Origin of the sequence: Gelidibacter algens, from assembly GCF_001678675.1 — a bacterium.
GTDB lineage: Bacteria > Bacteroidota > Bacteroidia > Flavobacteriales > Flavobacteriaceae > Gelidibacter > Gelidibacter algens.
The window spans coordinates 47,490-71,161 of sequence record NZ_LZRN01000017.1 but is presented as its reverse complement, the minus strand read 5'-3'; the positions used below and the strand labels follow the sequence as shown (position 1 = coordinate 71,161).

24 protein-coding genes are annotated in these 23,672 nt (G+C 38.0%); 17 read left to right on the top strand and 7 right to left on the bottom strand.

Annotated features, from left to right (window positions below):
- Positions 1–299: 299 nt before the first annotated feature.
- The 7 genes from A9996_RS09975 (at position 300) to nqrF (ending at position 10,411) form a co-directional block, all read left to right on the top strand.
- Positions 300–3,674, top strand: coding sequence for an IPT/TIG domain-containing protein (locus A9996_RS09975; protein WP_066433993.1), 3,375 nt, complete (start codon positions 300–302; stop codon positions 3,672–3,674).
- Between the two features lie 446 nt (positions 3,675–4,120).
- On the top strand, positions 4,121–5,476 hold the full coding sequence (locus A9996_RS09970; RefSeq protein ID WP_066433989.1) for a Na(+)-translocating NADH-quinone reductase subunit A: 1,356 nt from the start codon (positions 4,121–4,123) through the stop codon (positions 5,474–5,476).
- Positions 5,477–5,576: 100 nt separating this feature from the next.
- The gene (locus tag A9996_RS09965) at positions 5,577–6,800 is read left to right on the top strand and encodes an NADH:ubiquinone reductase (Na(+)-transporting) subunit B (RefSeq protein ID WP_066433986.1); all 1,224 of its coding nucleotides are present in this window, start codon (positions 5,577–5,579) and stop codon (positions 6,798–6,800) included.
- Between the two features lie 2 nt (positions 6,801–6,802).
- Positions 6,803–7,606, top strand: a complete 804-nt coding sequence (locus A9996_RS09960; protein WP_066433978.1) for a Na(+)-translocating NADH-quinone reductase subunit C — start codon at positions 6,803–6,805, stop codon at positions 7,604–7,606.
- A 1-nt stretch (position 7,607) separates the two neighbouring features.
- Positions 7,608–8,252, top strand: a complete 645-nt coding sequence (locus A9996_RS09955) for an NADH:ubiquinone reductase (Na(+)-transporting) subunit D (protein ID WP_066433974.1) — start codon at positions 7,608–7,610, stop codon at positions 8,250–8,252.
- Between the two features lie 148 nt (positions 8,253–8,400).
- A complete protein-coding gene (gene nqrE, locus A9996_RS09950; RefSeq protein WP_066433971.1) occupies positions 8,401–9,102 on the top strand; it encodes an NADH:ubiquinone reductase (Na(+)-transporting) subunit E in 702 nt (233 codons plus the stop codon).
- Between the two features lies 1 nt (position 9,103).
- Positions 9,104–10,411 carry an NADH:ubiquinone reductase (Na(+)-transporting) subunit F gene (nqrF, locus tag A9996_RS09945; RefSeq protein ID WP_066433969.1) on the top strand — a complete coding sequence of 436 codons (1,308 nt, stop codon included), beginning with the start codon at positions 9,104–9,106 and terminating at the stop codon, positions 10,409–10,411.
- Between the two features lie 209 nt (positions 10,412–10,620).
- Here the strand turns inward: nqrF and A9996_RS09940 are convergent, their stop codons facing one another.
- Positions 10,621–11,082: a Na(+)-translocating NADH-quinone reductase subunit F gene (locus tag A9996_RS09940; RefSeq protein WP_066433967.1), complete on the bottom strand. Its 462-nt coding sequence runs from the start codon at positions 11,080–11,082 to the stop codon at positions 10,621–10,623.
- 215 nt (positions 11,083–11,297) lie between these two features.
- Here A9996_RS09940 and A9996_RS09935 point away from each other — a divergent pair, with 215 nt between their 5' ends.
- Together A9996_RS09935 and A9996_RS09930 are read left to right on the top strand one after the other, a co-directional pair.
- Positions 11,298–11,675, top strand: coding sequence for a Na(+)-translocating NADH-quinone reductase subunit F (locus A9996_RS09935; RefSeq protein ID WP_066433964.1), 378 nt, complete (start codon positions 11,298–11,300; stop codon positions 11,673–11,675).
- Positions 11,676–11,683: 8 nt separating this feature from the next.
- Positions 11,684–12,703 carry an FAD:protein FMN transferase gene (locus tag A9996_RS09930; protein ID WP_245905316.1) on the top strand — a complete coding sequence of 340 codons (1,020 nt, stop codon included), beginning with the start codon at positions 11,684–11,686 and terminating at the stop codon, positions 12,701–12,703.
- Positions 12,704–12,802: 99 nt separating this feature from the next.
- Here the strand turns inward: A9996_RS09930 and A9996_RS09925 are convergent, their stop codons facing one another.
- Genes A9996_RS09925 through map form a run of 3 tightly spaced genes read right to left on the bottom strand, consistent with a single transcriptional unit; the run spans position 12,803 to position 14,857 of the window.
- Positions 12,803–13,576, bottom strand: a complete 774-nt coding sequence (locus tag A9996_RS09925) for a class I SAM-dependent methyltransferase (RefSeq protein WP_066433960.1) — start codon at positions 13,574–13,576, stop codon at positions 12,803–12,805.
- Positions 13,577–13,613: 37 nt separating this feature from the next.
- Positions 13,614–13,991 carry a GxxExxY protein gene (locus A9996_RS09920; RefSeq protein WP_066433957.1) on the bottom strand — a complete coding sequence of 126 codons (378 nt, stop codon included), beginning with the start codon at positions 13,989–13,991 and terminating at the stop codon, positions 13,614–13,616.
- Between the two features lie 47 nt (positions 13,992–14,038).
- Entirely contained in the window at positions 14,039–14,857 is an 819-nt protein-coding gene (map, locus tag A9996_RS09915; RefSeq protein ID WP_066434035.1) for a type I methionyl aminopeptidase, read from the bottom strand.
- A gap of 122 nt (positions 14,858–14,979) precedes the next feature.
- On the opposite strand from map, the gene A9996_RS09910 reads away from it, so the two are divergent.
- The gene (locus A9996_RS09910) at positions 14,980–16,251 is read left to right on the top strand and encodes an acetyl-CoA hydrolase/transferase family protein (protein ID WP_066433954.1); all 1,272 of its coding nucleotides are present in this window, start codon (positions 14,980–14,982) and stop codon (positions 16,249–16,251) included.
- Positions 16,252–16,254: 3 nt separating this feature from the next.
- On the opposite strand, the gene A9996_RS09905 is transcribed toward A9996_RS09910, so the two are convergent.
- Both A9996_RS09905 and gpmI read right to left on the bottom strand, forming a co-directional pair.
- Complete coding sequence (locus tag A9996_RS09905; RefSeq protein WP_066433952.1) at positions 16,255–16,662, bottom strand: BT0820 family HAD-type phosphatase; 408 nt, start codon at positions 16,660–16,662, stop codon at positions 16,255–16,257.
- 54 nt (positions 16,663–16,716) lie between these two features.
- The gene (gene gpmI / locus A9996_RS09900) at positions 16,717–18,234 is read right to left on the bottom strand and encodes a 2,3-bisphosphoglycerate-independent phosphoglycerate mutase (protein WP_066433951.1); all 1,518 of its coding nucleotides are present in this window, start codon (positions 18,232–18,234) and stop codon (positions 16,717–16,719) included.
- Positions 18,235–18,494: 260 nt separating this feature from the next.
- Here gpmI and A9996_RS09895 point away from each other — a divergent pair, with 260 nt between their 5' ends.
- From A9996_RS09895 to A9996_RS09890, 3 genes are all read left to right on the top strand, one after another.
- On the top strand, positions 18,495–18,875 hold the full coding sequence (locus tag A9996_RS09895) for an ankyrin repeat domain-containing protein (protein WP_066433949.1): 381 nt from the start codon (positions 18,495–18,497) through the stop codon (positions 18,873–18,875).
- 140 nt (positions 18,876–19,015) lie between these two features.
- On the top strand, positions 19,016–19,141 hold the full coding sequence (locus tag A9996_RS20845; RefSeq protein WP_262510706.1) for a hypothetical protein: 126 nt from the start codon (positions 19,016–19,018) through the stop codon (positions 19,139–19,141).
- 3 nt (positions 19,142–19,144) lie between these two features.
- Positions 19,145–19,570, top strand: coding sequence for a GNAT family N-acetyltransferase (locus tag A9996_RS09890; RefSeq protein ID WP_066433946.1), 426 nt, complete (start codon positions 19,145–19,147; stop codon positions 19,568–19,570).
- A 210-nt stretch (positions 19,571–19,780) separates the two neighbouring features.
- On the opposite strand, the gene pepE is transcribed toward A9996_RS09890, so the two are convergent.
- Complete coding sequence (gene pepE / locus A9996_RS09885; RefSeq protein WP_066433943.1) at positions 19,781–20,488, bottom strand: dipeptidase PepE; 708 nt, start codon at positions 20,486–20,488, stop codon at positions 19,781–19,783.
- A gap of 214 nt (positions 20,489–20,702) precedes the next feature.
- On the opposite strand from pepE, the gene A9996_RS09880 reads away from it, so the two are divergent.
- From A9996_RS09880 to A9996_RS09865, 4 genes are all read left to right on the top strand, one after another.
- The gene (locus A9996_RS09880) at positions 20,703–21,515 is read left to right on the top strand and encodes a carboxypeptidase-like regulatory domain-containing protein (RefSeq protein WP_066433940.1); all 813 of its coding nucleotides are present in this window, start codon (positions 20,703–20,705) and stop codon (positions 21,513–21,515) included.
- A complete protein-coding gene (locus A9996_RS09875) occupies positions 21,502–22,305 on the top strand; it encodes a carboxypeptidase-like regulatory domain-containing protein (RefSeq protein WP_157487205.1) in 804 nt (267 codons plus the stop codon). The genes A9996_RS09880 and A9996_RS09875 overlap by 14 nt, the downstream gene beginning before the upstream one ends.
- Before the next feature lie 11 nt (positions 22,306–22,316).
- Positions 22,317–23,072 (top strand): hypothetical protein, encoded by a 756-nt coding sequence (locus tag A9996_RS09870; protein WP_066434030.1) that lies wholly within the window; start codon positions 22,317–22,319, stop codon positions 23,070–23,072.
- 62 nt (positions 23,073–23,134) lie between these two features.
- The gene (locus A9996_RS09865) at positions 23,135–23,635 is read left to right on the top strand and encodes a DUF6702 family protein (protein ID WP_066433934.1); all 501 of its coding nucleotides are present in this window, start codon (positions 23,135–23,137) and stop codon (positions 23,633–23,635) included.
- Positions 23,636–23,672 lie beyond the last annotated feature (37 nt).

The window sequence follows — 23,672 nt, the reverse complement described above, 5'->3', positions numbered from 1 at the left end:
CTAAGCCATTTTTTAGTGGTTTTTTGTTTTAGTTCTATTATAAGGATATGGTGATAGCATTCTGATGTTCAAAATACTTTTAGGCGATACTTAGATCTGAAAATATGCTTTAGTCACTTTTCGCTAAAATTGTGTGTTTCAGCATGGATTTTTCGCACAACATCTAAAATTTTTCTTCTACTAATAAATCGGTTGCAAGTTTGTAGTCACTCCTTAATTTTTAATACATCTTTTTTAGGGCTGCCCTTCCTGAAAAATTTGATGGAGACATAGGGCACTCAACTAAACCATTGGTACCTATGATTACAAAAATTACTCCTAACTATTCTAAGATTGCATTGTTTAACGGACTTTTGGTGGCGGTTATGCTGCTGATTGCTGTCGGGTCTTATGCTCAGGTTGTTGTTACTAGTGTTTCCCCAACTAGAGTAACACAAAAAACGACCATTACTATCTCAGGGTCTGGGTTTGGCGCAAGCACACCAATATCATTTGCAGGAAATGCTATTTCATTTAATAGAAACTCTTGGGCACCGAATGAAATTGTTATCGAGATAACAACACCAACTCTCGATAATAACATTAGCGCCATGCTAATAGTTAACGGGTCTAATGCAAGCATGATAACCTTTGTTGGGCCATCAGAAAAAACTTTAGAAAACAATAGCGAAAATAGAATAAGAGAAGTTTATACGAGTTGGAATGGCTTTTGGAAATCTAGTCAATTCAATAAAGATGTTAGAGAGACCTTTCCCAACAACAAACACGATTTATTGGGATTCAAAATGAATTATTCAAGTGAGGATATTATCTTCTCGACAGGTGTCAACGATTCTTTGCTTGAAGCCAATCTTACTGCTCAGGGTGTCAATGTTTCAGATGCCACAAAATATATACGTCAAGGTTTTAAGGCATATTCCACTAATGGAATTAAGGGAAGAACACATAAGGATAACTATCTTGCAATGGCAGATATGATTGACGGTGAAAAAGACATTAGGGTCTTGAATGATAATGTTAGACGTACAGTTTATGATGTTATCATCGATGGTTCTAATGGTCAAGGTTTAGAATTAGGAACTGGTATTGCCAATTTTAATCAAAACACAAACATTCGTTTTTTTAGTGGTAACGGCAAGGTGGGTGCATTAGATGATGTCCCCGATTTATTAATTACTCAAATAGCCGATCCTAATAGAAATAAACCTGACATTTATTATTATGCTGATTTGGAAGGTAATGTTGTCGGCAGGCCTATTAGGCTGAAAATTGATGATAATGATACTAGCTCTCTTAGATTATTTGAGTGGCGGTTAGATTTATATAAGATGATTAATCCAACTGCATATGAAGTCTCACTACCTCAGGAATCAGGCTCTTTGTCATCTGGACAAACACGTCCTTACAGAATGGGCGCATTCAAATTGAGCGATTTTGGTATTGAAGGTGATTCTTTAAATCCACAAACATATATAGGAAATATTAATAATATTAATATGATGGCAGGAGGAGCTGCTGATGTATCTTTTATAGCGTATAATAAAAAGGCATTTGATATTAAATCGCCAACAATTGATTTAGTTCCTATCTCAAGAAATGTATGTGAAACAGATATAGAGAAATCTGTAACGTTTAATACGAGAGCATTAATAGAAAATGGTACAGGCTCTTCAGAAGAGGAATTGAAATACAAATGGTTTAAGAATAACGAAAGCATAATGGGTGCTAATAATGACAATTATACAATTCCAGCAGTAGTTGCTTCTGATATAAATGAGAACTACAGAGTAAGGATTTATAATGAATTTGGTGCTATTGATTTGAATTTTGCATTGTCTTTAGGTGGCACGCCAACTTTTTGGGATGGATCAAATTGGAAATATCCGTCTAGTTTTTATGACGAAGGAACATTGCGATTTCCTATTAGCGAAGCGGATAGAAATTTGATTTTTTCTGAGAATTATACAGGTGAGCTAGTAGATTTAGAAGGCTGTGATTGTAGGGTTATAGGTGGTAAAGAAGTAATTATTCCCTCTGGCCATACTATTAAACTCTATAGGAATCTTGTTGTTGACGTTCCTATAGATATTTTTAATGAAAGTGGTGTTAAGATTGATGAAACAAAAGCAGGCAAATTTACCCTTGAAGACAACGCCAGCTTAATCCAAACAAAACCGGTTAACATGAACCAAAATAGTGGTGAAATTATTGTAAAAAGGACAGCTAAGCAACTCCAAATGTTTGATTACGTCTATTGGTCTTCTCCTGTTGCTGATTTTAAAGTGGGTGACTTAAGAGGCACACGCAATTATGAGTGGAATGTCACTCAAATTAATACTAATAACACGGTTGGTAATTGGGTAGAACCTCCGTCTCCAGGTTTTATGATGCCAGGTAAAGGTTACATTGTGAGAGTGCCTACGCCAATAACTACGTTTCCCACACCGCCAATTGAGAAAGATGATATATTTGAATTAACAAGCACTCTTACAGGGCGCCCAAATAATGGTGAATACAGAATTAAGATTTATGAAACGGGAAGTGATGGTGACATAAGCAGAATGGTTGAAGGTGATAAGGATTGGAATCTAATTGGAAACCCATATCCTTCGGCCATAAGTGCAGAAAAATTTTTAATTGCAAATGCAGGCGTTGTTAACAGAGATGAGATCGTGTATGACGGAGGTATTATTAAGGGAGGTCTTTACTTATGGACTCATAAAAGTAAAATAGAGAAAGGCGGAGGAAACCCGTATTATGAAAATTTCGGTTATAATTATAATTCAACTGATTATTTGGTTTACAATGGCACTGCATCAACGAATCCAAAATTCGAGGGTTATATAGCTTCTGGTCAAGGATTTTTTGTTAGAGCAAAAGCAAACAACGTTGATGTGAATTTCACTAATGCAATGCGTTTCGAAACTGGACAAGCGAATTACGATAACTCAGATTTTTTCAGATCAAACGGCGATTCGAAAAATGCAAAAAGCTCTGATTCTGAAAAGCAATTATTATGGTTGGCGTTAACCAATGAAGCCAAAACAGCCACCGTGGCAGTGGTAGGCTATGTGCAAGGCGCCACATATGGTGAAGACAATTTATATGATGCGTCCCACATGGGTACTAACGATTTTAGTTTGTACACCCAAGTGTCAGAAGAACGATTGGCCATCCAAGGCCGTCCGCTGCCATTTGACAGTTCAGATAAAGTGACCTTAGGCGTAGCCGTGCCAACAAACGGCATTTACAATATTGGCATCGATCATTTAAAAGGAAGCATTATGGGCAACACCGAGCAAGCCATCTTTTTAGAGGACACGTACCAGAATGTGTTTCATGATTTAAGAAAGTCACCGTATAGTTTTACCGCTACTGCAGGAGATATGAAAGATCGTTTTGTATTGCGATATACAGACAGACAATTGTCTGTAGACGAGCAACAGCTTTCAGATACTTTTGTATATGTCAAAAATGACCAGCTACATGTAAGGGCAGCAAAAAATATTGAAGCGATTGTAGTATATGACCTTACCGGTAAAAAATTGGTGGATCACCATATGGGCGGCAATAGCGACAGCCTATCTACGCCATTTCAATTTCCAAAAGGTGTGTACTTGACGGTAATTACATTAGAAAATTCAGGCAGCGTTACTAAAAAAGTGATGAATTAAGGCGTTTGCCAAACACATCAGAAATTATTAAAAACCACTTAAGCAAATGTGCTTTAGTGGTTTTTTTTATGGCAATTCAGAATTGGAAAGAGGTTTGGTGTAGTGGTGTTTCACCGTAAAATGTACAAAAGCTTTCTTAACCCAGAAAAGCATGTTTTACATCTTCGTCAAGTTCTTATTTCAGGTTCTGGTTTGGACATTAAAAAAGGAAAAAAAGGGTGTTTAATTCAAAATAGATTCGTTAATAAAGAGTAAATTTGCAAAAGGCTTTCGTTGAAGCATTTTATATTCAAAATAGCCGCACTAAATGCTTATTTAGAACAATTATAAATAAGGAATATGTCCGAAGTTTTAAAATCTAATTAGGGTATTATTTAGTAAATTTGCACCGATTTTTGGCGATTAAGAATCGCGTGATTATAACTATTAACAAATAGACTGATAGCATGTCAAACGACATTACCATTAAAAAAGGTCTCGATATCAAACTTAAGGGTGAAGCTGAAAAAACCACTGAAAAGGCTATTTTGAGCAACTATTACACCTTAAAACCTGAAGACTTCCACGGTGTTATTCCAAAATTAATTTTAAAAGAAGGAGCGAAGGTGCAAGCTGGAGAACCTGTTTTTTATGACAAATCCAACGAGGCTGTGAAATTTGTTTCGCCAGTTTCAGGAACCATTGTTGAAATAGCTCGTGCAGAAAAAAGGCGTATTGTAGGTATTAAAATCCAAGCAGATAAAGAGCAAACATATCACGACTATGGCAAGTTTAATGTAGACGCTGTTGATGCCGACACTGTAAAGGCACATCTATTGGCTTCAGGATGCTGGCCGTTTATCAAGCAACGTCCTTATGACATTATTGCCAAAGCTGACCGCACGCCAAAAGCCATTTTTATTTCGGGGTATGCCAGCGCACCATTAGCCGCTGATCTGGATTATGTGCTTCAAGGTAAAGAAGCTGAATTACAGGCCGCTATTACTGCTTTGGGTAAATTGACTGACGGAGAGGTGCATGTGAGCGTGGGTAAAAAATCAAATTCGCCATTAGCTGGTCTTTCAGGGATCACACTTCATAAAGTATCTGGGCCGCATCCTTCTGGCAATGTGGGTACCCAAATCAATAAAATCAATCCCGTCAATAAAGGGGAAGTTGTTTGGACCATTGCGCCTCAAGACCTGGTAATTATTGGAGAGCTACTGCTAACCGGTAAATTCAATGCAGAACGCATTGTGGCGTTTGTTGGATCTTCAGTTAAAAAACCGCGCTACTTCATAACAAAAATAGCGAGTGAAGTAGCAACGATGGTATATGACAATGGGGTTGAGCAAAATGGCAACGACCGAATCATTTCTGGAAACGTTTTGACAGGAAAACAAGTGAAGCCTGATGGTTACCTAGATTATTACAGCAACATTATTACCATTATTCCTGAAGGTGATGACTATGAATTCTTCGGATGGAACAAGCCAGTTTTTGATAAAATGTCAAGCTCACGAGCATTGACCTTCTCTTGGTTGACTCCAAATAAAAAGTTCGACCTTGATACCAATACCAATGGAGAGCACCGTGCATTCGTACTGACGGGTGTTTACGAAACTGTTTTTCCTTTGGACATCTACCCATTGCAAATTTTAAAAGCATGTATGTATCATGATTTGGATGAAATGGAAGCTTTAGGAATGTATGAAGTGGCTCCTGAAGATTTTGCGCTTACTGAATTTGTATGTGTTTCAAAACAACCGCATCAACAAATTATCAGAAAAGGTCTGGACGTCATGATGGAAGAAATTGGATAACATTGGTATTGCGAACTTGAAAAATCAAAATCAAAATAATTCATACCACCTCAAAACTATTGAAACGTATAGAACGTTACCGAAATGAAAAATTATACTGATGGGCTTAAAAAGTAATTTACATAGTTTAAAAGAAAAATATTCAGGCACCAAAATGGCGCCTGCGTTCAATGCATTGCATACATTTTTGTATACGCCTAATGAAACGACGCACAACGGATCTCACATTAGAGTCGTTGACGATTTAAAGCGAACCATGAACACGGTCATTTTGGCCTTGGTGCCATGTTTGATCTATGGAATGTTCAATGCAGGATATCAATACCATGTGGCACTTGGAGAGATTGTTCGTGCTGATGGATTTCTTGGAGCATCCTTTTGGACTTGGGATAACCTAGTTGTAGGAATCTGGCAAGTATTACCGCTCGTAATCGTATCCTACGGAGTTGGGTTGCTGATTGAATTTATCTTTGCGGTCATTAAAGGCCATGAAGTTGAAGAAGGCTATTTGGTAACGGGAATGCTCGTGCCATTGATTGTACCTGTTGACATTCCGTTATGGATGTTGGCGGTTGCTGTAGCTTTTGGTGTGATTATAGGAAAAGAGGTTTTTGGTGGTACTGGGATGAATATCCTAAATCCGGCATTGACCATTCGTGCCTTCTTGTTCTTTGCCTATCCAACATGGATGTCTGGAGATAAAGTTTGGGTGCACGGCGCGGTAGAACGTTCTCAAGAAATTGCCAATGGTGCAAACTTAGATGCCATTTCAGGAGAAACCATCTTAGGATCCTACGCCCAAAACCAAGCGGTTGTATATGATTATTGGGACATGTTTTGGGGACTCATTCCGGGTTCCGTTGGCGAGACCTCCAAATTTTTGATCATCTTTGGTGCTTTATTTCTAATCTTTACCAAAGTAGGAAGTTGGAGAATTATTCTCTCGACCTTATTGGGAGCGTTAGCAATGGGCTTGATATTTAATGGTGTCATTGATGCCGGATGGATTGGAGAATCAAGTAAGTTTTATGGATTGATGAGTGTGCCTTTCTGGCAACATTTAATAATTGGAAGTATCCTTTTTGGTGCCGTCTTTATGGCCACAGATCCGGTTACCGCATCCCAAACCAATAAAGGCAAATGGATTTATGGATTTTTAATTGGGTTCCTGTCCATCATGATCAGGGTATTCAATCCTGCATATCCAGAGGGTGTATTCTTGGCCATTCTATTGATGAATGTCTTTGCACCAACAATTGACCACTACGTCATTCAAGGGAATGTCAAACGTAGAATGAAGCGTTTAAAAGTTAAAACAGCATAATTATGGCAGCTAATACAGATAAAAATTCATACACGATACTATTTGCAGTAGCAATGGTAGTTGTTGTAGGTTCAATATTAGCCTTTACTGCATCGTCTTTAAAGCCAAATATTGAAGAAAATGAGAGAATGGAAAAGCAGCAGAACATTCTGTATGCTATGGGTGTTAATGACAACGAAGATGTTTCTGACATCGCGTTTGTGTCAACAGCTGAGGTGGCACAAATTTTTTCTGGAAAGATCTCAGAGCAATTGGTGCTAGAATACAAAGATGGAAAGATCATCAATAAAATGACTGGTGATGAATTCTTAAATTCTAAAGACCCAGATAAAGGGATACAACCTTACTTGATCGATCTTAAAAAACAACAAAACAGGGCTAAGGAAGGGAAATCACGATATTTGCCACTGTTTGTTGGAGAAATGGAGGGCGAAACTGTATATGTTGCCCCCATTAGAGGAAAAGGTCTTTGGGATGAAATTTGGGGCTATGTGGCTTTAAATGAGGAGATGACAGTAAAAGGTGTGTTTTTTGACCACGCCGGAGAAACACCTGGCTTGGGTGCCAACATCAAACAACGGTATTTTATGGATGATTTTTATGGAGAACGTTTGCTGACTGAAGCAGGAGTGTTTAAAGGCATTAACGTCGCAAAGGGAAACAATGATCCTAAAAATGAATCGAAAGACGATTATGCGGTAGATGCGTTGGCTGGTGCTACAATTACTGGTGATGGTGTTTCTGCAATGATCAAAAAAGATTTAAGATTGTACTTGCCGTACTTTAATAATTTAAAAACTAACTAATATGGGACTTCTTTCAAAAAAGGACACGAAGTTAATTACTGATCCGTTAACAGACAATAACCCAATCACGATCCAGGTATTAGGAATCTGTTCGGCATTGGCTATTACTGCGGAGCTTAAAGCTTCATTGGTTATGGGTATTGCAGTGCTTTTCGTTTTAGGAGTTGGTAACGTGGTCATTTCCTTGATGCGGAATATTATTCCTTCCAAGATTAGAATCATTGTACAACTTGTTGTTGTTGCTGCTCTGGTAATTGTTGTGGATCAAGTTTTAAAAGCTTATGCTTTTGAGCTTAGTAAGACACTTTCGGTTTTTATTGGGTTGATTATTACCAATTGTATCATTATGGGACGTTTTGAAGCATTCGCTTTAGCCAACGGACCTTGGAGGTCGTTTTTGGATGGTATCGGAAACGCTTTAGGCTACGCCGTTATCCTGATAATTGTTGGTTTCTTTAGAGAACTTTTGGGCTCTGGAACTTTATTTGGCTTCCCTGTATTGGGAGATCCAATAGAACAAACTGGGGTTTATGCTTCAGGATATGAAAACAATGGTTTTATGTTGATGCCTCCAATGGCGTTGATTATCGTTGGATTGATCATTTGGGTACAGCGCAGTAGAAATAGAGACTTAATTGAAGATTAACATCACTTAGCTTCCGATGTTTGTGTCAGGAACTTCGAGGGCAATTAAAAAAATAGTGAGATCCTGAATCTCATTCAGATTTAAAAAAAAATAAAAAAGTGGTAGAGCATATAGTAATTTATTTTCAAGTCTTATTTTTATTGATAATATGGTTTTTGCGGTATTCTTGGGTATGTGTTCATACTTGGCAGTATCTAAAAAAGTCGCTACGGCTGTTGGTTTAGGAGCAGCGGTAATATTTGTATTGGCCATTACGGTGCCATTAAACTGGTTGTTGGATCAGTATTTGCTTCAACCGGGAGCTTTGAAATGGTTAGGACCGGAGTTTGCAGACTATGATTTAGGTTTTCTTTCTTTTATTATGTTTATCGCAACCATTGCCACCATGGTGCAATTGGTAGAGATTGTTGTAGAGAAGTTTTCTCCTTCATTATATAATTCACTCGGTATATTTTTACCTTTAATTGCGGTAAACTGTGCTATCTTAGGTGGGTCACTCTTTATGCAATCACGTGAAATCGCAAATTTTGGCTTGGCTCTTAATTATGGGGTTTCTTCTGGTATTGGATGGTTTTTGGCAATTTTAGCTATTGCCGCCATTCGTGAGAAAATCAGATATTCCAACGTGCCTATGCCTTTGAGAGGTTTGGGGATCACCTTCATCATTACAGGTTTAATGGGTATTGGGTTTTTGAGTTTTGGTGGGATGTTGACAGGAGGTGATGAAGTAGGAGAGCCATCTACTGAACCATCAGCGCAAGTTCAAACTGTTGAGAATGAGAACCAGAATACATTGGAAGGTGTTGAAGAAGAAATGAGTGTAGCCGATAATACTAAAATATCAGAATAATATGATTTTAGCAGCAGGAACTTTAGGAACCGTATTGACAACAGTAGTAGCGTTTTTAGTGGTTACGTTATTATTGGTAACCTTGTTATTATACGTAAAACAGAAATTATCACCATCAGGACCCGTAAAGATCTTGATTAATGGTGAACGGGAAATAGAAGTGGCTTCAGGAAGCAGCTTATTATCAACTTTAGGAGCAGAAAAGATATTCTTACCATCAGCGTGTGGTGGTGGTGGTACCTGTATTCAGTGTGAATGTCATGTGTTATCAGGTGGAGGTGAAGCACTTCCAACAGAAACCCCACATTTTTCACGTAAAGAGTTGAAAGACGGTGCGCGTTTATCATGCCAGGTGAAAGTAAAACAGGACATGGAAATCACCATTCCTGAAGAAGTATTTGGAATCAAGAAATGGGAAGCAACCGTTGTGAGAAATTATAACGTAGCTTCTTTTATTAAAGAGTTTGTGGTTCAGATTCCTGAAGATATGGGTTACAAAGCCGGAGGTTATATTCAAATTGAAATCCCCCCATGTACTGTCAATTTTGAAGATATGGACATTACTGCGCATCCAGAAGAGCATGACACTCCTGATAAATTTCAAGCAGAATGGGACAAATTTAAATTGTGGCCATTGGTGATGAAAAATACTGAGACTATAGAGCGGGCGTATTCTATGGCTTCCTATCCTGCAGAAGGACGTGAAGTTATGTTAAACGTGCGTATCGCAACGCCTCCTTTTGACCGTGCCAAAAATGGTTGGATGGATGTCAATCCGGGGATTGCCTCATCATTTATCTTTAATCAGAAAGAAGGTGATAAAGTAACTATCTCTGGCCCTTATGGTGAATTCTTCATTAATGAGTCTGAGGCAGAAATGCTATATATTGGTGGTGGAGCTGGTATGGCTCCTATGCGTTCTCACTTGTACCATTTATTTAGAACTCTAAAAACAGGTCGTAAAGTGTCGTATTGGTATGGTGGCCGTTCTAAGCGTGAATTATTCTATTTGGAGCACTTCCGTGAACTAGAGCGTGAGTTCCCTAACTTTAAATTCTACTTGGCACTGTCTGAACCAATGGAAGAGGACAATTGGAAAGTGAAAGAAAGTATTGATGCCCCTGGAGATGGTTTTGTTGGGTTTATACACAACACTGTGATTGATAATTATTTAAATCACCATGAAGCCCCAGAAGATATCGAATTGTATTTCTGTGGTCCACCATTGATGAACCAAGCGGTTCAGAAAATGGGTGAAGACTTCGGGATTCCTGACGAGAATATCAGATTTGATGACTTTGGAGGATAAGTCTAAAAGCATCATTTCTTAAGTGGGTCATAGCGTAAAAAGCGTATCCATTTAAACAATAGAATTTTAAATATAAAATTAAAAAAAAGAGGCTGTCTCATAACTCATGAAACAGCCTCTTTTTCTATTTTACATTCAGACTCCTGTTGGAGACATTATCTGAAATTCAATTCTCAAGAACTAGTTTTAGTTTGAGAATCCTTCTTATTTTATGCGAAGAGCTCCTGTAATTGATACCGCGGTTGGTTATTGTCAACCTCGAACAATTTGGAATAGTCCATGACGTTATCCACACCGTCCAATGCACATAAAAATGCTACGGTTTCACACAAACCGTCGAAAAGGACAGCTTTGTCTTTAGGGTTTTTGGGTTTGATGCCTTTGTGATGTAAGGGTAAAGAATACCCACAGCCTTTTAAGAATCGGGCTTCTATTTGCAATAATTCAATAGGCGAATAGCCATTGAATGTTCTCCCAAAATTTTGGTTGACCAATCCTACATAGTTCAATTGTAAAGAGCCATGACGGTCAGACAGATGTTTCCAGGCATCTTTGTTGTCCAAAATATTTCCAACGGCACATTGCTGGCAACATTCGGGGTGCAATTCATCATTGTGAAACGCATTGTATAATTTGTGAATAGCCTGTTCTAAACGGAGGGAAGTGTACATAGCAGATTTTTTTTTCCTATTAAGATACTACAATTGAGGAATCAAATAAAGTATTTCTAGGTTTTTAACAGAAAATAAGTATTTAAATGGTATCATAGTTCAGGTAAAAGAGTTCTTGATTTTAGGGCGAATCTGGGATATTCGTCTTATTAAGCTTCCAATTATTTTCATTTTTCTTAAGACCCTAATCGGTCCCATTATCGTATTTTTGTAGCATGAGCAAAGCACTTACAAAACAGGAACTACATAACCTCGCCATGAACCATGTTGGAAAGGAACTGGAACAACGAGGCTTTGAATTTATAGCAGTTAACAGCAAACTAAAAAAGCATCCGCAGTTTGTGTGTATGGACAAGAGCAAGCAGTATTTTTTCGTCATTGTTAAGGCGGTGATGCTGCCTGATAATCCCAATAACTATGATGTGATTTGGATGGAATCTTTTAAGAAACATGCTCGGGAAAAGGATGCGAAAGTGTTATACGCGGGCGTAGGGTTGGGAAATCCAAATGGTGAAGATTTGCCAGTCTATTTAAATGAAGAATATTTGATAGAATACAATGGCATCCAAGTAGTAGAAACCAATTTAAATTAAATGGACACATGTCGAAAATGATATTGAGAACTCTGGTTGAGCGTCGTTGGCACCTAGCGCTAATCTTCTTTGCTTTACTGATAGTTTCTTGTAATCAAGAACCAAAAAACATCACACTATCGGGAGAGGTTTTTGGAACCACCTATGGGGTGCAATATTATTCAGAACAGGATGAAAATTTCCAAGAGCAATTTGATAGTCTATTTCAAGTGATCAATACGTCGATGTCCACGTATCAGTCAGATACAGATATTTCAAGAATCAACCGCAATGAAGCGTTTGCCGTGGATGCCCATTTTAAAACGGTATTCAATACGTCAAAAGAAATTTTTAAGGCTACTGACGGCGTTTTCGATCCAACCATAGGCGTTTTGGTCAATGCTTGGGATTTTGGTCCTGAAGGTAAAATTGTAGCGCTTGACAGTCTTAAAATTGATAGTTTGATGCTGACCGTCGGATTGGATAAAGTCAGACTGGAAAACGACAAGATCATTAAAGTTAATCCAAATACTTTTATTGATTTCAATGCTATTGCAAAAGGATATGGGGTAGATGTGATTGCCAATTTTTTGGAAGATCAGAACATCACAGATTATATTGTTGAAATTGGTGGTGAAATCAGGTGCAAAGGCCAGAATTTTGAAAAGCAAAAGCCTTGGAAGGTAGGAGTGGAGTTGCCACATTTTGACGGTGAACAATCTATTTTGATGGCCATTTCACTGCATGATGAAGCTATGGCAACGTCAGGAACTTACAGAAAATTCAAAACAGATAGCTTGGGCAATCGCTATTCCCATATCATCGATACCAAAACCGGCTATCCCAGTAAAACTAATTTGTTGAGTATTTCGGTGATTACTAAGGATTGTATGACGGCTGATGCTTACGCTACAGCATTCAAGGCTATGGGCATTGAAAAAGTAAAGACTTTTTTAACAGCGCATCCTGAATTAAAAGTGTTCTTGATTTTTGAAAATGATCAAAAGGAATTTGAGACACTCAATTTGAACGGTTTTCCTGAAGAATAAACCAATGTTTGTGGACTGGCTTTAGGCAAGCAGATAGACATAAATCTCTAACTTCCTTGGTGTAATACTGAGTTTTCGCTTTGTAACTACCTGCAATACTTAGGACATTTTCTTGCGCACTACTGGAATAATTTCCCCTTTAGCCAGACAAAATCGGTTTACGTCCACTTCAGACAATGCCATTGTATAGTCGACTTCCTCTACCTGAAATCCGACAGCGCGTAGTTTGTCAAAATAATCCCGTCCATATACCCGTACATGGTCATATTGACCAAAGATCTTAGCGCGTTCCTTTTGATCGGTGATGCTGTCATCTTCAAACGTCTCCGCCCTTGAAACATCCTGCGGAATCTGAAAAATACCGTAGCCTCCAGGTTTCATGATGCGGTATAACTCTTGCATCGCTGTGGTATCGTCAGGAATATGTTCCAACACATGGTTGCATAAAATGATATCAAATTCATTGTCCTTAAACGGCAAATTGCAAATATCAGCTTTAACATCGGCCAATGGCGAGTTTAAATCGGTCGTTACATAGTCCAAATGTGCCATCTTTCTAAACCGTTTGTAAAACGCCTGTTCAGGGGCAAAATGCAAAACTTTTTTGGAAGCCGTAAAGAAATCGGTTTCATTTTTGAGATACAGCCAAAGCAATCTGTGGCGTTCCAAACTTAATGTGGAAGGTGATAAGACATTGTTACGCTGCTTCCCATACCCGTATGGTAAAAAGGTTTTGAAACTTTTGTTGTCAATAGGGTCTGTAAACTGGTTTCCTTTTAAAAAGAATGCCAAAACAGGACGTGCCACGTAGCTCAACCTGATGAGGATAGGTCTTGGGATGGTGTTGAGGATGAATTTGAAGAGTTTTTTCAAGTTATTTCACAGAGATGCACGGAGAAAACGCAGAATTTCACAGAGATGAATTAATAAAACGTTTGATTCCTGAGGTTAAAAGTTTTGTATGAAAATTAATTAGTAATCCTTTAGGGAAATCGCCTAATTTTAAATAGGTTAATATTTGAGCGTAATGTACGTCAGTAAATTTTTCAACAGTTTTGATTTCAACAACAACGTCATTTTCGACCAATAAATCAATCCGATAGCCATGGTCTAATTTGATGTCTTTATAAATAATTGGCAAAGAAATTTCTTGTTCTACTTTAAGACCTTGAGATTTAAGCTCAAAAAACAAACACTTTTGATATGCAGACTCCAACAACCCAGGACCCAAAGCTCTGTGAACTTCTATAGCAGCGCCAATGATTTTTTTAGTCAGTTTATCTTCCATTTCCCTCAGTGTATCTCTGTGAAACTCTGTGCATCTCTGTGAAATAATTAAAGCACCAACGCCTCTCGCCTAAACTCATCCTCCTCATCAGACACAATCCCCAAAGCCTCATAAACATACCCAAAAGTGGACAGAATTTCTGGTTTTCCATCTATAATGGCCACATCATGTTCAAAATGCGCGCTTGGTTTTCCATCTAAAGTCACAATCGTCCAACCATCACTGAGTTGCTTAATTTTGTACGTTCCTAAATTGATCATAGGCTCAATAGCCACGACCATCCCTTCAATGAATTTTTTGCCACGTCCGCGTTTGCCATAATTTGGCATTTCAGGATCTTCGTGCATTTTTTTGCCTAGGCCATGTCCTACTAATTCTCTAACCACACCATAACCTTGGGCTTCACAATAATTCTGAATGGCGTAACCCACATCACCCACACGATTGCCCACTTTTAACTCTCGGATGCCCACATACAGAGATTCCTTGGTAATTTGAAGGAGTTTTTTTACTTCCGGAGCCACTTCGCCTATTTCAAAGGTGTAGGCATGGTCTCCGTAATAATCGTTTTTTATCGCACCACAGTCAATGGCCACCACATCACCCTCTTTTAAAGGGACATCAGTTGGTAATCCGTGAACAACGGCTTCATTGGTACTACAAAGTAAGGTAGACGGACAATCATAAAGTCCCAAAAATCCTGGTATGGCGCCTTGTGCACGAATGAATTCTTCGGCCATTTTATCCAATTGCATGGTGGTAACTCCAGGTTTGACTTCTTTGGCCAACATACCCAATGTTTTGGAAACAATAAGGGCGCTTTCGCGCATCAACTCTATTTCTTCTCTTGTTTTTTGTATGATCATAGTAAAAAAAATATGGGCAAAGATACTTAAAATTACTGGGGTGGACATTTTTATGGAACATGACCTTTGACAGTTTTTAAATGTAATTTATTAGATAATTTTATCCTCTTAAATAGTAAATGATGTATAAATCAATCACTGCGGAAGAAGCCCTAAAGGCTGTAAAATCGAATGACCGAATCTATTTGCATGCAGCCGCTGCGGCTCCTCAACTATTAATCAAGGCTTTGGCCAACCGTCATGAAGAACTTAGAAATGTCGAAATTTGTCAGCTCCATACTGAAGGTGTGGCACCTTATGCCAACCCCGAATTGAAAGATAGTTTTCATGTCAATTCCTTCTTTATAGGTAAAAACGTAAGGCATACCATCAAAGCAGGAAATGGCTCTTATACCCCAGTTTTTTTAAGCGAGGTGCCCTTGCTTTTTAAACGTCGGATATTAGAATTGGACGTGTCGTTGATTCACGTCTCCGTTCCTGACAAACATGGGTATTGTTCTCTTGGAGTTTCTGTGGAAGCCACATTGGCAGCCATAGACAATGCTAAATATGTGATTGCACAGGTCAACAAGCAAATGCCAAGAACCCATGGGGCTGGAATTATCCATTGCTCTGAGATTGATGCGTTTGTAGAGTGTGATGAGCCGCTACCAATCCATGAAATGGCTGAACCAACCGCTATTGAAGGAAAGATAGGCGATTATGTGGCCGGCCTGATTGAAGACAGAAGTACCTTGCAAATGGGCATTGGGAGCATTCCAAACGCGGTATTGACAAGATTGACCAATCATAAGGATTTGGGATTGCACACCGAGATGTTCAGTGATGGTGTGATTGATCTTATCTTAAAGGATGTCATCAACGGTAATTATAAAAACATCAATAGAGGCAGGGCTTTGGCGACATTTTTAATGGGTTCCAAACGTTTGTATGATTATGTAGATGACAATCCGTTTATTGAAATGCGAGCCTCTAATTATACCAATGATGTGTCCATCATTAAACAAAATCCGCGAATGGTGGCCATCAACTCCGCCATTGAGGTTGATGTGACGGGACAGGTGTGTGCCGATTCTATGGGCTCAAATATATATTCAGGTGTTGGTGGACAAATGGATTTTATCAGAGGCGCTTCATTAAGTGATGGTGGCAAGGCGATTATTGCATTGCCGTCTGAAACGAAATCGGGCATCAGCCGAATTGTGCCAAGTTTAAAACCTGGAGCGGGCGTTGTGACCACCCGTGCCCATGTGCATTATGTGGTGACGGAATATGGTATTGCTGAATTATTTGGAAAAACAATTAAAAATCGTGTTAAAGCCTTGGTAGATATCGCGCATCCCAATCATCGGGAAGCTATTGACAGACAATATTTTGATCTGATGACAAATTAAACTTTATCTAAAAAACGAAAAGAACCCCTTTTTCTGCTTTTCAGGAATATTGGGGTCTTCATTGGTAATCATTTGATAGATTTCGCCCCAGCCGAGAACGCCGCCAATATTGCGGTCATCAATAAAAAGATCAGCGTAAATTTTTCGGCTTTTGGTAGCATCATACTGCTCTTCAGGGAAACTTTTGTTGACGGCATAAAAGGTGATGCCGTTTTGTTCGCAGAATTCAACAGCTTCATCAAGACTTCTACCACTTCTGTAAGTCCATAAAATTAGGCGGTGCCCATCTTCTTGAAGACGTTTAAGTGTTTCAAAGGCAAAAATACGTGGTTTCCCGATTTTTGGGTAGCCATCTTCTACGATGGTACCGTCAAAATCAACGCCTATGATGAGTCTGTTCTGAAAATTCATGAGTTACTATTTTGGGGTCAAAAATACAATAAAACTTTTACCGATTTGAAAGCATTAAATAAGTGAATGACGCGTCATGATCTCTGGTTGTGGCACTCCCATTAATTTTAAAATGGTCGGCGCTAAATCAGCTAAAATTCCGTCATCGATGTGTTTCAAATCTTTATCGATTAATATGACGGGTACCGGATTGGTGGTATGCGCTGTATTTGGTGAACCATCAGGGTTGATCATGGTTTCACAGTTCCCGTGGTCTGCAATTAAAAGTGTTGTATAATTGTGCGCTAAGGCAGTAGTGATCACATCTTTCACGACCACATCAACCGCTTCACAAGCTTTAATGGCAGCATCCATCACGCCTGTGTGGCCCACCATATCACCGTTGGCGAAGTTGAGGCATACAAAATCGACATCTTCACTTTCCAATTCAGGAATTAAAGCGTCGCGCAGTTCATAAGCACTCATTTCTGGTTTTAGGTCGTAGGTAGCCACTTTGGGCGAGTTCCGCAAAACACGCTTCTCACCATCAAATGGAATTTCTCTTCCTCCAGAAAAGAAAAAGGTTACATGCGGGTATTTTTCAGTTTCCGCAATACGGATTTGTTTTTTGTGATATTTTTCCAAGACTTCACCTAAAGTTTCTGTCAGATTATCTTTTTCAAAAACAACGTTGATCCCAGTAAAAATAGCGTCATAATTGGTCATAGTTACATAGTGCAAATCGAGTTTGTGCATGTTTTGCTCATGAAAATCATATTGAGATAAAGCTTCTGTTAATTGTCTCCCTCTATCGGTTCTGAAATTGAAGAAAATAACGACATCGCCATCTTTTATTGTGGTTTTAGGAATCCCGTTGTGGTCTGTCATCACAATGGGTTCTATAAATTCATCGGTCACCTCGTTATTATAACTCTCTTGAATGGAGTGAATAACATCCGTAGAAGGTTCACCAATCCCGTTAACGAGTGCATCATAGGCCAATTTGATACGTTCCCAACGATTGTCGCGGTCCATGGCATAATAGCGTCCGGTTACCGTTGCCAATTGGGCGGAAGTATCCTTGATTTTATTTTGAAGTTGCGAAATAAAGCCTAAACCCGATTTTGGATCTACGTCACGCCCATCCGTAAAGGCATGGACAAATACATTATCAAGATCATATTTTTTTGCAGCGTCCAGTAACCCAAATAAATGATTGATATGTGAATGCACGCCACCATCACTCAACAAGCCTAAAAAGTGCACCGGTTTATGATTGTCTCGAGCATATGTAAAGGCATCTACCAAGACTTTTTCTTGTGCAATGGTATTATTTTGAACCGCTAAATTGATTTTTACCAAATCCTGATATACAATTCTGCCAGCCCCTAAATTCATATGGCCAACTTCACTATTCCCCATTTGACCTTCAGGCAACCCTACATGAAGCCCATCAGTTCTCAAAGATGCGTTGGGATATTTGGTATAAAGCGAATCAATAAATGGCGTGTTGGCATTATCTATAGCTGAAACTTTTGGGTCTGGAGATTTCCCCCAACCGTCAAGAATCATAAGGATGACTTTTTTGTTCATGGTGAATGGTTTTGAGTTTCAAAGATAAAAGTTTATAACCTCAAACGGTAATATATCATTTAAAATTGAAAATATTGCCGCGGTTAAATCTTTGAGTCTATCTGGCAAATAGCGATTTTATGTAATTCACAAAACTAACATGATTCTGGATTAAAAAGTTAATAAAACCTTATTTAATTGGAGATACTGTAACACTTATATTTTTAAATCGTCTGTCTTATAGAATCAAAAAAACATTCATTAATCAAAAATCATTCATCATGAAAAAAACATTTATTATTTCTGCAATTGCATTAGGGTTTGCTTTAAACAGCACAAATGCAGCTACAACAATTGAGGTGGTGCCATCTGGCATTACTACCTCGAACGTTTCAATCAGTCCGTTTTGTATGGCTATTGTAAAAGGTGACCTTGAAACTGTCAAAAAACTGATTCAATTAGGTGCTGATGTCAATTTGAAATCCAATGGCATGACACCGGCAATGTATGCGGCAAAGTATAATAGGAAAGAGATTTTAGAGGTGCTCGTTAAAAGTGGAGCAGAACTTAAAAAGAAATCAATTAAAGGCATGACGGCTATGGACTATGCCAAACAATTTAAAGCATTAGATACGGTAGCGTATTTGAATAAACTTTCATAGCAGAACATATTGAGTTAGTATTTGAAAAGGCCTCTTATTTTGAGAGGCTTTTTCATGTTTTAAATCCGTTGCTGTTGAATTTGGAGTCCTTGCCCGGTCAATTCCTAATATCTCAAATTGGAATTCTAAAACTTGAAATCATGGAAAAAAAGCAAATGGGTTTCCGCAAAGGATTAAAAGATGTCTGTCCAAGCAATCAGAGTAAATCAATCAAACTTAAGCCAAGTAGATATGAAGTTATTTATTTATTTTTACTCAAAATTTAGCCTATGCCCATTTCGTTCAAAATTATTGATCCATCCAACATCAATACCATCATTCCGTTGATGCTAAAATTGAACAATCAGAAAATTACTGAAGCTGTGCTCAAACAGCGTTTTGCTGAAATAGTCACCCAGAATTACGAATGTGCGGCCATTTATGATCGTGAAAAGCTTATCGGAATAGCAGGCATGTGGTTTTGTACGCGTCATTATTCTGGAAAAAGTGTAGAACTGGATCACGTTTTTATTGAGGATGCTTACAGAAAAAAGGGTTTGGGCAAACAGTTTATGAAATGTATTTATGATTATGTGGCACAAAAGGGCTGTCAATCTGTAGAGCTGAATACCTATGTGCAGAATTATCCCTCACATAAGTTTTACTACAATGAGGGCTTTGAGATTTTGGGCTATCATTTTTTGAAGAAGCTATAGGACTCAGTTACGAATTTTTTATTTTTTTAGACACGGATTGCACGGATTGCACGGATGTCATGAATTATGGAGCTTAAAAAAATGTCAGGATTAAGGTATAATGGCACATGTCTATCAAAAAAAATTGGTTAGTCTATAATCTAGCATCTAGCATCTAGTATCTATAATCTAGCATCTAATATCTAAAATCTACCTTCTAACTTCCAAACATTAGTTCAATCCACTCAAATCTGTTCCAGTCTTCACCTCATACGGCGCTTTATTATATTCAAAGATACGCGCATCCAATTCCCCTTCTAAAATAATACGATCACCATTCACTTCAAGCCAACTGCCCTCCCTGAGGCCAATAACGGGTGGTGAGTTAAAGGCATGAAATTCTTGTATCCGTGTCTCCCTGGTTTCTCCCATGTGTTTACTGCTTAGGTCAGGATCCAAATAATGCGGATTGATATTAAATGGTACCATCGCCAAAGTTTTAAAACTTGGTGGGTATACAATAGGCATGTCGTTGGTGGTGTGTATGGTGAGTCCGCAGATGTTACTGCCAGCGCTCGTACCCAAATATGGGGTTCCATTGTTAATCACATCTTGTAAAGTGCTTATCAAATTATTTTTATACAGTTGGTTGACCAGCACAAAAGTATTGCCGCCGCCAACAAAAATTCCTTTGGCACTTTTTAGAGCCTCTTTAGGGTTGTCGAACTCGTGAATGCCCTTTACCTTTTTTCCAATTTGTAAAAAAGTCGCTTTGGCTTTTTCTGTGTATTCCTCATGGCTAATGCCTCCTGGCCGTGCATAAGGAATAAATAAAATGGTATCAGTATCCGCAAAAAAGAACATCAATTCTTCTAAAAGGTAATTTAAATAACCGCTGCCATGTACTGTAGACGTACTGGCAATTATCATTTTTTTCATAGGGTCAGTTTTTATACAATATAATGTCCGTACATCTTTTCATAAGATTCTTGCCTGTAAGAAAGAACTTAATTCTTGGATGAAGACATGTCATCTCAAGTATTTTGTCGTAAATTTAAGTAATCTGCCACTTTAACAAAAATTTAGTCAGACTTTAGATTTTAATTAAGAGAGTTCATCCTTTCTTTATGCAGCCTAACTAAAATTAACTCTTATGAAAACAGCTTTACTTTATCTCTTTATAACGGTACCCATCTTCTTGGTGACGTCACAAAACATCAAGCGCATTGAAATTTCAGGAAAGATTGTTGTGGACAGCAATGATTTGGAAGGTATTACGGTTTATAATACATCTGTTAAAAAGGGTACACTTACAGATGAAAATGGTTTGTTTAAACTCAATGTGGCGCTCAATGATATTGTCGAGTTCAGAGCCTTGCAGTTCCAGGATTTTACGGTTACCATTGATAAAAATATCATGCAAACCAAAAAGATGACCGTGTTTTTGGTAGAGAAAATTAATAAACTGGATGAAATTATTCTTTTACCGTATGACCTTACAGGAAATTTATTGGTTGATATAGAAAGTGTCAAAACCTTTAACCCAGATTTGGACGCTATATACTTTGGTTTGGCAAACATGAACGATTATGAATTTCCTGATGATTACAAGTCGAAAGTAGTTAACGTTGCAATGCCAGGAACAGGGAACAACATCCCATACGGTCTTAACATCATCGGGATTGTGGACCTGTTTTTAAGACCCATCTTTAATACCGATAAAAACAAGGACAGAGCGAAGATGACCCCTCTAATTTCTTACGACGATTTTACAGAACACTACAGTGCCAAGTTTTTAGTAGAGAACTTCAATATCCCAGAAGATAAAGTGGGCGAATTTATAACTTATGTAGAAGATCATGGCATTGATTATTCGTTATTGAACTCTGGAAAGGAGTTTCAGTTTTTAGAATTCATCAGCGTTAAAAGTAAAGATTTCTTAGAAACAGAAGGTGGGAAAGAATAAGTACGTTTATTCTATTTTTATGGTCTTTGGAATGCACTTTATGATGGCCCAAACTGTTGACATCAAAGGTCAAATCCTTGCGAAAGATGATGTAGAAGGCATCCATATCCTCAATAATACCTCCAATACTTTTACCATTTCAAACAGCAGAGGTGAATTTTCCATACCCGTTAAATTGAATGATACCTTGACATTTTCCGGAGTTTCTTACACATTGAAAAAAGTGATGGTTGGTAAGGATATGATCAATTCAAAATCATTGACCATTTATCTCACTGAGAACATAACTGCTTTGGATGAAGTGGTGTTGGGTAAAATATTGACGGGCGATTTGAGTGCAGACTTGGCCAATTCTGGAGTGGAGCGCAGTATCAATTTCTATGATTTGGGAATATCGGGATATCAAGGTAAACCAAAAACCCAGAGTGAACGCCGTTTGTATACGGCAGGCGATTTTAAACCCATTCACTTGTTGGCTTTATTGGGCGGATCACTTCCTTTGGATCCTATTTTTAATGCAATTTCAGGCAGAACGAAAGAACTAAAACATAGAGTTTATCTTGAAAATCTAGACCAATGCATCAGCAAAACAAAGTCCAATCTTGCCAAAATTTTATTTACTGCACATCCTTTAGAAGAACGTTACCACAATGAATTTTTCTATTTCTGTGCAGATGACACCCAGTTTGAACCCCTATGTATAATTAATGATGATTTTAAAATGCTCGACTTTCTAAAGGAAAAACTGATAAGTTATAAATCGAATCTCCAAACTAAAACCGAAGAGTGAGACCTATTTTTATGTTTAGCCTATTCCTGTTGCTTTGTGCGATAGAGGCCTCCGCACAAGCCGTTGAGATTACCGGAAAAATAACGGCGACTGATGAGGTGGAGGGCATCCACATTATCAATAAAACCGCGAGCAGATTCTCTATTAGCAATAGCAATGGCGGGTTTACAATTCCGGCAAAATTGAATGATACCATTCTTTTTTCTGGTATTTCTTACCAACCAAAGGAGATTGTGGTGACCAAACTGATCATCGCATCGAAACAAATGCTTGTGGACTTGGAAGAATTGGTCACTGCCTTGGATGAAGTGGTGGTAGGCAAAATCCTTACGGGTAATTTAATGTTCGATATCGAAAATGCTGAACTAAAGCGCGATCTTAATTTTTATGATTTGGGCATCCCGGGATATACTGGAAAGTTGAAGACTCAAACTGAAAGGCGTTTATATGAAGCAACATCGGGCGGAGGTCTCATCCCAATAGTGCCTATCATCAATGCCATAAGTGGCCGTACCAAACGATTAAAGCAATTTGTGAAGTTGGAGAAAATGGACAACTGCCTTGATAAGATGAAAGCTGATTTTTCTGAACTTTTTTTCAGTACGCATGACTTAGAGGAAGAACATCGGGTAGAGTTTTTCTATTTTTGTCAGGATGATCCAGAATTTGAAAATCTGTGTAAAATCAAGAATGACATGTCTACCCTGACGTTCTTAGAAACTAAATTAAAAGCCTATAAGGTCATTCTACAAACCCCAAAAGAGTAGAACTATGGTTGGCACTGTTATTGCACCTCCCAAAACTATATTTTTGAACATACAAATGATTTATGAAAACCATTAAAATTCTTGTTTTAGCAATTCTTTTACCACTACTACTTTCAGTTAGTGCGCATAAGTTTTATGTGAGTGTCACTGAAGTTGAATATGTGAAAGAGAAGAAGTCAGTTCAAATAATCTCCAGAATTTTTATCGACGATTTGGAAAACACATTTCGGAAACGTTATGAAAAACGCTTGACATTCTCTCCAAAAAATGAAGCCGAAGAAGTTGGCGTGTACCTGGAGCGTTATTTAAAAGATAAAATTACCGTTAAAATTAACGGCAAAATAGCAGACCTCAAATTTATAGGTAAAGAGTATGACAATGATATTCTATTTTGTTATTTGGAAGTTGCTGATGTTAAGGACATCAAGACATTCGAAATCTCTAATACCTTGCTATTTGATAGTTTTGATGACCAACAGAATATTGTAAAACTCAAAATTAATGGTGAAAAGAAAAGTTTCATTTTAATGGATCGGAATGATAAAGCTATGTTAAATTTTTAACTACCCAAGGCTTATAACTTCAAATTAATTAATTTCC

Bases quoted from the DNA above. Each gene is read 5' to 3' on its own strand.
- nqrF (WP_066433969.1), top strand. From the start codon at position 9,104: ATGATTTTAGCAGCAGGAACTTTAGGAACCGTATTGACAACAGTAGTA.
- A9996_RS09970 (WP_066433989.1), top strand. From the start codon at position 4,121: ATGTCAAACGACATTACCATTAAAAAAGGTCTCGATATCAAACTTAAG.
- A9996_RS09965 (WP_066433986.1), top strand. From the start codon at position 5,577: ATGGGCTTAAAAAGTAATTTACATAGTTTAAAAGAAAAATATTCAGGC.
- A9996_RS09920 (WP_066433957.1), bottom strand. From the start codon at position 13,991: ATGGAAGATAAACTGACTAAAAAAATCATTGGCGCTGCTATAGAAGTT.
- A9996_RS09930 (WP_245905316.1), top strand. From the start codon at position 11,684: ATGTCGAAAATGATATTGAGAACTCTGGTTGAGCGTCGTTGGCACCTA.
- pepE (WP_066433943.1), bottom strand. From the start codon at position 20,488: ATGAAAAAAATGATAATTGCCAGTACGTCTACAGTACATGGCAGCGGT.
- A9996_RS09975 (WP_066433993.1), top strand. From the start codon at position 300: ATGATTACAAAAATTACTCCTAACTATTCTAAGATTGCATTGTTTAAC.
- gpmI (WP_066433951.1), bottom strand. From the start codon at position 18,234: ATGAACAAAAAAGTCATCCTTATGATTCTTGACGGTTGGGGGAAATCT.
- nqrE (WP_066433971.1), top strand. From the start codon at position 8,401: ATGGTTTTTGCGGTATTCTTGGGTATGTGTTCATACTTGGCAGTATCT.
- A9996_RS09865 (WP_066433934.1), top strand. From the start codon at position 23,135: ATGAAAACCATTAAAATTCTTGTTTTAGCAATTCTTTTACCACTACTA.
- A9996_RS09960 (WP_066433978.1), top strand. From the start codon at position 6,803: ATGGCAGCTAATACAGATAAAAATTCATACACGATACTATTTGCAGTA.
- A9996_RS09935 (WP_066433964.1), top strand. From the start codon at position 11,298: ATGAGCAAAGCACTTACAAAACAGGAACTACATAACCTCGCCATGAAC.
- A9996_RS09905 (WP_066433952.1), bottom strand. From the start codon at position 16,662: ATGAATTTTCAGAACAGACTCATCATAGGCGTTGATTTTGACGGTACC.
- map (WP_066434035.1), bottom strand. From the start codon at position 14,857: ATGATCATACAAAAAACAAGAGAAGAAATAGAGTTGATGCGCGAAAGC.
- A9996_RS20845 (WP_262510706.1), top strand. From the start codon at position 19,016: ATGGAAAAAAAGCAAATGGGTTTCCGCAAAGGATTAAAAGATGTCTGT.
- A9996_RS09895 (WP_066433949.1), top strand. From the start codon at position 18,495: ATGAAAAAAACATTTATTATTTCTGCAATTGCATTAGGGTTTGCTTTA.
- A9996_RS09955 (WP_066433974.1), top strand. From the start codon at position 7,608: ATGGGACTTCTTTCAAAAAAGGACACGAAGTTAATTACTGATCCGTTA.
- A9996_RS09880 (WP_066433940.1), top strand. From the start codon at position 20,703: ATGAAAACAGCTTTACTTTATCTCTTTATAACGGTACCCATCTTCTTG.
- A9996_RS09890 (WP_066433946.1), top strand. From the start codon at position 19,145: ATGCCCATTTCGTTCAAAATTATTGATCCATCCAACATCAATACCATC.
- A9996_RS09870 (WP_066434030.1), top strand. From the start codon at position 22,317: ATGTTTAGCCTATTCCTGTTGCTTTGTGCGATAGAGGCCTCCGCACAA.
- A9996_RS09940 (WP_066433967.1), bottom strand. From the start codon at position 11,082: ATGTACACTTCCCTCCGTTTAGAACAGGCTATTCACAAATTATACAAT.
- A9996_RS09910 (WP_066433954.1), top strand. From the start codon at position 14,980: ATGTATAAATCAATCACTGCGGAAGAAGCCCTAAAGGCTGTAAAATCG.